At 42.8% G+C, this 8,972-nt stretch carries 8 protein-coding genes; 1 reads left to right on the plus strand and 7 read right to left on the minus strand.

The genetic code is table 11. The features are described 5' to 3' along the window. The first annotated feature begins 442 nt into the window (after positions 1-442). Positions 443-1,462: a tRNA 2-selenouridine(34) synthase MnmH gene (gene mnmH, locus HMPREF2758_RS05405; protein WP_070609533.1), complete on the plus strand. Its 1,020-nt coding sequence runs from the start codon at positions 443-445 to the stop codon at positions 1,460-1,462. A gap of 57 nt (positions 1,463-1,519) precedes the next feature. Here the strand turns inward: mnmH and HMPREF2758_RS05410 are convergent, their stop codons facing one another. The 7 genes from HMPREF2758_RS05410 to HMPREF2758_RS05440 form a co-directional block, all read right to left on the minus strand. Then, on the minus strand, positions 1,520-2,572 hold the full coding sequence (locus HMPREF2758_RS05410; RefSeq protein ID WP_070609534.1) for a lipoate--protein ligase: 1,053 nt from the start codon (positions 2,570-2,572) through the stop codon (positions 1,520-1,522). Positions 2,573-2,597: 25 nt separating this feature from the next. Beyond that, on the minus strand, positions 2,598-3,401 hold the full coding sequence (locus HMPREF2758_RS05415; protein ID WP_070609535.1) for a protein-ADP-ribose hydrolase: 804 nt from the start codon (positions 3,399-3,401) through the stop codon (positions 2,598-2,600). A gap of 39 nt (positions 3,402-3,440) precedes the next feature. Beyond that, positions 3,441-3,773: a glycine cleavage system H family protein gene (locus tag HMPREF2758_RS05420; RefSeq protein WP_070609536.1), complete on the minus strand. Its 333-nt coding sequence runs from the start codon at positions 3,771-3,773 to the stop codon at positions 3,441-3,443. Between the two features lie 144 nt (positions 3,774-3,917). Next, positions 3,918-5,411 (minus strand): UDP-glucose--hexose-1-phosphate uridylyltransferase, encoded by a 1,494-nt coding sequence (galT, locus tag HMPREF2758_RS05425; RefSeq protein WP_070609537.1) that lies wholly within the window; start codon positions 5,409-5,411, stop codon positions 3,918-3,920. A 3-nt stretch (positions 5,412-5,414) separates the two neighbouring features. Further along, positions 5,415-6,599: a galactokinase gene (locus HMPREF2758_RS05430; RefSeq protein WP_070609538.1), complete on the minus strand. Its 1,185-nt coding sequence runs from the start codon at positions 6,597-6,599 to the stop codon at positions 5,415-5,417. A gap of 11 nt (positions 6,600-6,610) precedes the next feature. After that, a complete protein-coding gene (locus HMPREF2758_RS05435) occupies positions 6,611-7,645 on the minus strand; it encodes an aldose epimerase family protein (RefSeq protein ID WP_070609539.1) in 1,035 nt (344 codons plus the stop codon). A 132-nt stretch (positions 7,646-7,777) separates the two neighbouring features. Beyond that, the gene (locus HMPREF2758_RS05440) at positions 7,778-8,683 is read right to left on the minus strand and encodes a YitT family protein (protein ID WP_070609540.1); all 906 of its coding nucleotides are present in this window, start codon (positions 8,681-8,683) and stop codon (positions 7,778-7,780) included. Between the last annotated feature and the right edge of the window lie 289 nt (positions 8,684-8,972).

An 8,972-nucleotide genomic window follows, 5' to 3' on the forward strand; every position in this document is an offset into this window, starting at 1 on the left:
AAGCAACAACAGTCTCAGCAAGCGCCGCAGCGATAAGTGAACTTTCGAAACACTCAAAAGAGTGTTCGAGAAAGATCACTTAACGTCCAGGCGCTGCAATTGTGAGCACGTTTTGAGAGAGTGCGACAAAAGTCGGTTTGAGCCGTTGAGCTAAGCAAAAACCCGAGCATTTTCGCAGAAAATGTTGAGGGTTTTAGCTTAGCTTCTAGGCTCTGACTTTTGGAGCACGTTTTAACAGAGTGCGACAACTCCCCTAATCTAACAGATTCCTCTCCCGTCAAAAAACAGCGCGATCACCACCGCGCTGTTTTTATCTTATAGTGGACTGCTACCCATTCTTCCACGAATAAAAATAGGCTTCTTTATTTGAAAGCTTGCACTTTCCAACGCAAAAGCGTTATGATAGGTTGTATCTGATTATTTAATAAGTGAGCTGGTTCTATTGGTAAATAAAATAAACTATCTATCCCTTCAAAGCTTGGATCATCCCCTCTTGATCGATGTGCGGAGTCCTTTTGAATTTGAACAGGGACATATTAGCGGCGCTATCAACCTGCCGGTCCTGGATAATGCGAGTCGGCAAGATGTCGGACGACTCTACCGCCACGTCAATCCCGAAGCTGCAAAGCTAAGAGGTATAGAATATATGGCGCAAAACTTGCCTAAATATTTCAAACGTTTCTTAGAGCTACAAAGCAACCATACCCCGGTCTTCTATTGTAAAAGTGGGGGTTTCCGTTCTTCCGCCATTGTTGGCTTATTAGATGGGATTGGCGAAAAGGTCTATCAACTTGAAGGTGGCTATAAAGCATACCGCCAACATTTGATGACCTACTTTGACCAAGTAAGCCCCCAAATTAACTTTGTGGCCTTAGATGGACTAACGGGCTGTGGCAAAAGCTTGATCCTTAAAGAAATTCAACGGCAAGGCGGACAGATCATTGATTTAGAATCCCTAGCAAACCACCGAGGTTCGCATTTTGGTCATGTGGGACTTGGCGAACAGCCCAGCCAACAAAGCTATGAATCCCGCCTAGCTCAAGCTTTAAGCCAGCTCCAACCAGGTTATGTCTTTATCGAAGGAGAATCGGCTAGCATTGGTAAAGTCCACTCTCCTCAAAGCTTTTACAATGCCTATAAGGATTCCCCCCATCAAGTGCTCATTGAGGCCAGCCTAGAAGACCGAATTCAGATCTTAATGGCTGACTATCTTCCAAAGGGTGACCAACATAATCTACAAGAAATCATGGATGCTCTGCAAAGCATGAATAAGATGAATCCTCAGCGCAAAGCTAAGCATCTGCAAGCCCTGAAACAAGGAGACTATGCCAGCGTCATTCAAGACCTAATGCTTAATTATTACGACCAACATTACACGCTCATCAACCGTCACTTCGAACACCGCCTCATCCATCACCACCCAGAACAAGCCGCTCAACAACTCTTAGCATGGTATCCCTAAACAAAAAAAGCTGTGATCAAGTTTCTGATCACAGCTTTTTGATGATTAAGCTCGAATTTATGCTTCTTCTGCTTGAGGGATTTGTAAAATAAAATCAATCAATCCTTCATTCGTCATTCGTGTAATATAGTCTGACACTTGAGTTCCTTCTAAGGCTTCCAACATGGCATCTTTACGAAGAGGCACGTCTTTGAGCTTGGCTTCCAATTCTTGAATGGGTTTTACAGCAAAGAAGTCACCACTAATTTGAATATCTTCAATGATGGCTTTTTTAATGCTCAAGCCGATATGCAAGGTCCCAACACCTTCGAAACGATCAGACACCTTAAACTGAAACTCTCTAAATCGGCCATAATTCCAATCCCAATTATTATATCTTTCATTAGCAATCTGATCGATAGCTGCCCATTCTTCTTCACTCAAGACATAGCGCTTGGCATCCTTCAAGTCATCCACTTGACATAATTCTTTTAAGGTTAATTCCGTATATTCTTCAACCGTAATATCCTTATATTCATCTGCCAAAGCTTGACGCAAGGCGCCAACACGAGCACGCACAGATTGAACCGCATGGGAGGCCATTTTTTTCTGATTAGGTTTTAAGACAATATCCATCACTTCATAGTTAGGATCTAACAACATGGAGAAGCCCGCATAGACGCGACCGTGAACTACCGTCATCGCTGCACCGGATATTTTTTGTCCGTTCAAGGTTAAGTCGTTTCGCCCTTTTTGTTGCAGTCCTTCCACCCCTAATTTTTTGAGAGCCTTAACAATCGGTGCATAAAGCTTATCGTAATTACCGTAGATATCATTGCCGTTATCCGTATTGAATAAGAAGCAATAACTCATATTCCGATCATCCAGGTAGATAGCCCCACCGCCGGTCTCCCGACGAACTAGCCCAATGCCATGTTCATCCATATAAGGTTGGTTGACTTCTTCAAAGGCATTTTGATAGAGGCCAATTTGAATCGACGGACGGCACATATATGGCATAACAATATCATCATCTAAAAAAATATGGTCACGGGCGTAGGCTTGAAGTGCCATTAATGTTCCTTGGTCATAGACCCATTCGCCGCCACGTTTTGGTTCAATTATAATCATTTATTCTTCCTACTTTCCTCTTATATCAATAATGACTGTCCTTAACGAGCAAGGATCGATAGATCGCTAGATCTTCCGATGAATAGACGTTAAAGACAACCTTAAGGGGTGACTGGTGTATTGCGAGATACTCCTTGACTGTCGCGATCGCCAGAGTTGCCGCCATTTTCGGTGGAAAATGAAATACACCGGTTGAAATACACGAAAAAGCCAGGGTGTTTAAGTGAAAGGAATCTGCTAGTTCCAAACAAGCCCGATAACAACTGATCAAGGCTTGCTTTTTCCTTTCACTAACTGTTTGCCCATAGATATAAGGGCCGACCGTATGCATCACAAACTGACTGGGCAAGTTATAAGCTGGGGTAATCTTGGCAGAGCCAACCGGTTCAAGATGACCCTGGTCTTGAATCAATCGATGACAGGCCAGCCTTAGCTGAATTCCCGCCCAAGTATGAATACTATTATCTAGGCAAAGATGGTTGGCCTGGGTACATCCCAAGAGTCGCTGATTAGCGGCATTAACAATCGCATCCACTGCTAATCGCGTCATATCCCCTTGCCATAGATAGAGTTGAGAATCGACTTGTTGAGTGTCAGCTAGAGGCACTTGTCCTCTTCGCTCCTGCAAACTTGTTAAGACATGGTCTTGTTTCAGTAAAAAGGCATCTGACGCAGGCCATGGTGGTCGGACATTGCAATAACCACGAAAGAGATTAAACCAGTCTTCCAAGCTATGTCTAGGATAGTTGGCAAAAAAAGCAGCTTGATCCGGCTTCTCTTGCTCTAAGGCAGCCACTAATTCCTTCAAGTCAGTGATGAGTGGGTCCAAGCAACCATCCCTTTCTCCCTTATATTATTAAACGAATGATTATGCGTCCTCTAAGGCTTCGTAGGCAGCCTCATCGACTTGGGTTAATTTAACAATCCAATTTTCTTCTGGTTTAACAGAGTTTAATAGTTCAGGCTGGCTAACCACTGCTTCATGGCGTTCAGCAATCTTTCCAGCTAGTGGACTTGGTAATTCAAGAACCGTTTTTGACGCTTCCAAATTAGCCAAAAGCCCATCTTTTTCGACTTGGTCTTCTTCAGAAAATTCAACAAACCCTACCGTTCCAATATCTTCTTGAAGTTCTGGAGTCATTCGAATAACATACTCTTGTCCTTCTTTTTCGATAAATAATTGATTAGCACGTTTTGCCATTGCCATTCCTTCTTTCTATGATGTATTGTCTGTTGGACTCTATCATCATAACAAATACCCCCGGATAAATCGAGCCCTTTGCCTACATTTTATCCGAGGGATTACTTACTAATTAATGATAAATTGACCAATCAAAAAACACGGTTATCGAGCATTCAAGTTGTCCATGAAGCGTTGGAATCCTGCCTGTCCGGCTTGATCCATCTTAAAGACGCCAGCATCTTCTAAGACCCGTTGGAATTTTTGTCCGATGGCATCCTGGATTAAATCATCAAGCTGGCTTTGGTCTTCATGAAGCACACTTTCTTTCAGTGATTGTGCCCAAGCTTGATGGATACTTGGAACCTGCTCCAGTGGGATTTCTGCCTTTAGATAAGCCTTAACGGCTTCTACTTCCTTAAGTAATCTTGGTGGGAGAATGGCTAACCCCATCACCTCGATCAAGCCAATGTTTTCTTTTTTAATATGTTGAACATCTTGGTGAGGATGGAAAATGCCATCTGGATAGTGATCATTCGTGCGATTATTACGTAGTACTAAATCCAATTCAAAGGCCTCTTCGCGCCTTCTAGCAATCGGCGTAATGGTATTATGCCGCTCACCATTAGTATAAGCCCGGATCTCTAAGGACTCATCACTATATTCTAGCCAGTGGTTGAAGATCATTTCGGCCGCATCCAGTACCAGCTTCGGATCCGTATGACGTAAGCGAATCACCGACATAGGCCAGTAGAGATGTTCTACCATCAAGTCTGGGAAGTCAGCTAATTGATATGTCTCGAAGACCTTGGCCCTAGCCATGGCGAAATGATGCCGTCCCCCTTGATAATGATCATGAGAGAGAATCGAACCACCTGTAATCGGTAAATCGGCGTTAGACCCCACAAAATAATGAGGGAAACGGTCAACGATCGCTAATAAATTGGCAAAAGTCCGCCGGTTGATCGCCATCGGCTGATGCGCTTGATGGACGAAGATACAATGTTGATCAAAATAAGCATAAGGTGAATACTGCAAGCCATAGCCTTCCCCATTCACCTCCAAACGAATAAGTCGGTGATTAGTCCGAGCTGCATGGTTCAAGTCTCCCTTGAAGCCTTCATTTTCAAAGCAAAGAGCACACACGGGGTAAGAACTAGACTCCATCTGACGAGCTAAGGCGATTTCTTGAGTGGTTTTTTCCGGCTTAGAAAGGTTAATGGTAATATCTAAACAGCCATAATCGCATTCATATTGAAAAATAATATTTTTGGCAATCTGCCTTGTCTTGATATAATCATTAGTGCGTGACAATTGATAAAAATACTCGGTTGCTGCCTGAGCTGATTCTTGATACTTTTCCCAGAAAGTTTGGTTTAATTGTGATGGAAGCGGCGTAATTAAGTCCATAATCTGAGCTTCAAAAATCTCCCGAGCAGAAGTTGAAGCTTGAATTATCCCCCGTTGCTTAGCATAATTGACCATCTGATCCATATTCTCTAAAAGGGATAGGTCATTTTGGCCCAAATCTTGAAAAGATTTGAGGTCCAACATAGCAATTAAGCGATTCTGCAAGTAGACTCGGTCTAATTCTTGAGCAAAACCTAACTGAATCGCTTGGTTTACAAAAGAAGCAATCGTAACGTGAATTTTTTGCAAGATCTAATCCTCCTCGTTGATAGCCGTTAACTCACAGATCCCTGGCGCACTCTGTGCCAGATAAAAGCTAGCCGGATAGCCTACTTTGGCTTGATAAATGGCTTGAATTTGATCTTTCACTGAGTCTAAGCGGTCTTTCTTAACCAAGGCAATGGCACAACCACCCATCCCTGCCCCAGTCATTCGAGCACCTAAGACTCCTTCTTGTTCCCACGCTGCCTCAACTAAGGTATCTAATTCCAAACCAGTCACATCATAATCTTCTCGCAAAGATTGGTGCGATTGATTCATCAACTGGCCAAAGGCTTCCCAATCACTGGCTAATAAGGCCTCCTTAGCCTGTTGAGTCCGTTCATCTTCATAGACCACATGCTTGGCTCTTTGCCGAATAGTGGGATCTTCAATCAAATGACTCAATGCTTCAAATTGATCCGGTCTTAATTGACATAAATAAGTGATATCACATTCCTTTTGTAGATCAGCTAGAGCCTGATCACATTCAGCCCGTCTTTGATTGTATTTTGAATCTGTCAATTTACGCTGCTTGTTAGTATTCATAATCAACAAGACCACTTCCCCAAGTTGGAGCGGTAGGAATTCATAGGACATGTCAGATACTTTCAAATAGACTGCCGAATCTGCCCGGCTCATCCCAATCGCAAACTGATCCATAATCCCCGTATTCAATCCTAAATAATTATTTTCCACTTTTTGACCTAATAAAGCCAAATCTAAGTGACTAAGTCCTAAATCAAATAGCTGGTTCACAATCATACCGATTAATAATTCTAAGGAAGCAGAAGAAGACAAGCCAGCCCCATTCGGAATATTGCCATAAATCAATAAATTAAAGCCCGATACAGTCTTGCCCGCCTTTTCCTCGCAATATTGTATCATTCCCTTAATATAGCTAAGCCAACTATCAGAAGCTTGATAGGATAGGTCTGCTAAGTCAAAGGACACACAGCCATCTGACTCGAAGTTCAAGGACACACAAGAAACTTTTTGATCAGATCGCAGGGATACTAAACCATAGGTCCCATTTGAAATTGCGCAAGGTAGGACGTGCCCCCCGTTATAATCGATATGCTCACCGATCAAATTAACTCGACCGGGTGCAAAGAAAGCCCGCTGACTTTGAGTGTCAAAATATTTCAAAAATGCTGCTTGTAATGCTTTTATATCCATAACAATCCCTCTTAACTTTGTTGAATTTGATAGACCGTCTTACGGTAGAAAGGTTGGTCTTTTGCTAGAAAAATATCCTGCAGCCGATTCAATTGACCCGCATCAGGTAATTGTTGTGCCTCTAAGGTAAAGGCAGCATGAGGAGTGACCCGCTGACCGTCCAAGTACTGGTCACCGGCTACTTGGTTCAAGCTATAGACCACTAGACAATCACAGTCTGTCCAAGCCTCAAGCTGATAACCAGCCCTATCATCAGTCACAGTCACACAAGCCTGATCGCCTGAATCCTTCAATAGAAATGCATGATCAAGCCCTTGAATCCGTTTAATTTGAGGATCCTCACTCGCAAAAATCTCACTAAAGAGTTTGGCTTGATTCAAGTCAAAAACCGTCCCTTGCACTGTGGCTAAAGACCCCTGTGGAAGATTGGCTTCATCCGTAGGAACATAATGACTGGCAAAAAGCTGGATTTCAGCGGCATCGATAGGAAGCTCATAGTCGCCCATTAGATTGAAATAAACATGGTTGGTTGGATTAAAAATCGTCGCTTGGTCACTTTTAGCCAAGTATTCAACCGTCCAGCGATTGTCACTATCGAAGCTATGACGAACAGTGACTTCTAGTTTTCCCGGATAGCCTTGGTTTCCAGCGGCATCTTCTAGGAAAAAGTCAATCTGAACACGATCCTTGGTCGCTTCAACCTGATAATCCCAAGTTGCTAGATCAAAGCTGTGTCCTCCACCATGAAGATGGTTGGGTCCTTCATTGGCAGTCAATCGGAGTTGGTCGCCTTGACAAATCAGACTAGCCTGGCTTATTCGACCCGCAACCCGGCCCACGGTCGCCCCCGCATATAAGTCCTGCCAATGAAAAACCTCATCCGCATCTTTATGCGATAGAATAAAGGCATGGCCGGACAGGGTTTGCCAGCGATTAATCCGTGCCCCTAAATTTGTAAAAGAAATCCGTTGATCTTGATTTTCGATGAAAATTTCATCATAGTTTGACTGTGTTTGACCTCCAAAGGATTCAATCCAATAACGCATCCTATGTCCCTCCTTAAGACCACTTCATGCTTGATTTTACCATACTTGCAGGTCTCGGACTAGATGCATTCACTTAAGAACAGGCAACAAAAAAAGCCGTAACGATCTGTTACAGCTTGATTGCCATCTTTCCTATTCATCAAAAAATGGCTTGTTCTTATTACTTGGATTATAAAAGGTAAATCCTTGGCCAATCACTTCTTGTACTTCCGTAATCGTCATAAAGGCCTTGGGATCCACTGACTTAAGCAAATTTTGGATTTTAACCACTTGCGGTCTTGAAACAACCATATATAGAACCTTCTTGTCAGTGTGAGTATAATAACCAAAAGCTCTAAAGACGGTAATTCCCCGATGGATCAAGCTTGATACAGCTTCAGAAACTTCTTGAGGTCGGTCTGTAATAATCATGACTGCTCGGCGTCGTGACAAGCCTTCTGTCACCATATCCAAGGCCTGAGAAGTCAAGTACTTCATAAAGATCGTGACGATCGTATTCTCATAACCGATCACAAAGGATGAAGATAAGACAATTCCCATATTCAACAAAAAGGTTCCTGTGGCAAAGTTCAAACCGGTATACTTTCTTAGGATCATGGCGATAATGTCCGTACCGGCTGAAGAACCGTGGCCCTTAATAATAAATCCAAGGCCGATCCCCATAATAACCCCTCCAGCGATGGCCGAAATCAGAATATTCTCTGACTGAAACGGAGGTAAGAAAACGTGGTTCAGTGCCCAAGACGTGGCAAACATGGTGTAAATGGTAAAGATCAGGGTTCGTTTTTCAATAAAGCGAAAACCAATTAAAATAATAATTGTATTCAGAACAAGGTTGGTCGTCCCGGTAGGGATGTGCTTTAAATAATAGAGAACAATCGCAATCCCAGCGACGCCTCCGTTCCCAAAATGATTAGGAATAACAAAAGAGTTAACCCCAGCGGCATAGATAATCGATCCCAGAGTCATCATGAAAATGGAATACCCAATTGCCCAAGGGCTCATCGGTATTTGAAACTTCGGCTTTGTGCTAGTCATATCACTGCTCCTAAATAATTGTTAAGCCTCCGCTAACTTGCTAAGTGCTCAAGGCTTCAATGCTATTATACCCTTTAAAAAATTTTTTTGAATAGCTCTTCTTTAAGATTTGATGAGAGTAGTTGAATTGTGAAAAATTTATTTCAAAAACTGAACACTTCCTTCTGCATTGCGGATCGTCTAGAGCCTCCTTTAGATGAGGAAATAAGGGTCTCCTCACTGGCTACCAAAACAAATCCAATAGCGTGTGAATTCCCAATTCGAAAATTTATTTCAAAAACTGAACCCT

Origin of the sequence: Facklamia sp. HMSC062C11 (genome assembly GCF_001810675.1) — a bacterium.
GTDB lineage: Bacteria > Bacillota > Bacilli > Lactobacillales > Aerococcaceae > Facklamia > Facklamia hominis.

Coding starts and splice junctions, on each gene's coding strand:
- HMPREF2758_RS05430 (WP_070609538.1), bottom strand. CDS start 6,599: ATGGATATAAAAGCATTACAAGCAGCATTTTTGAAATATTTTGACACT.
- HMPREF2758_RS05410 (WP_070609534.1), bottom strand. CDS start 2,572: ATGATTATAATTGAACCAAAACGTGGCGGCGAATGGGTCTATGACCAA.
- HMPREF2758_RS05435 (WP_070609539.1), bottom strand. CDS start 7,645: ATGCGTTATTGGATTGAATCCTTTGGAGGTCAAACACAGTCAAACTAT.
- HMPREF2758_RS05420 (WP_070609536.1), bottom strand. CDS start 3,773: ATGGCAAAACGTGCTAATCAATTATTTATCGAAAAAGAAGGACAAGAG.
- HMPREF2758_RS05440 (WP_070609540.1), bottom strand. CDS start 8,683: ATGACTAGCACAAAGCCGAAGTTTCAAATACCGATGAGCCCTTGGGCA.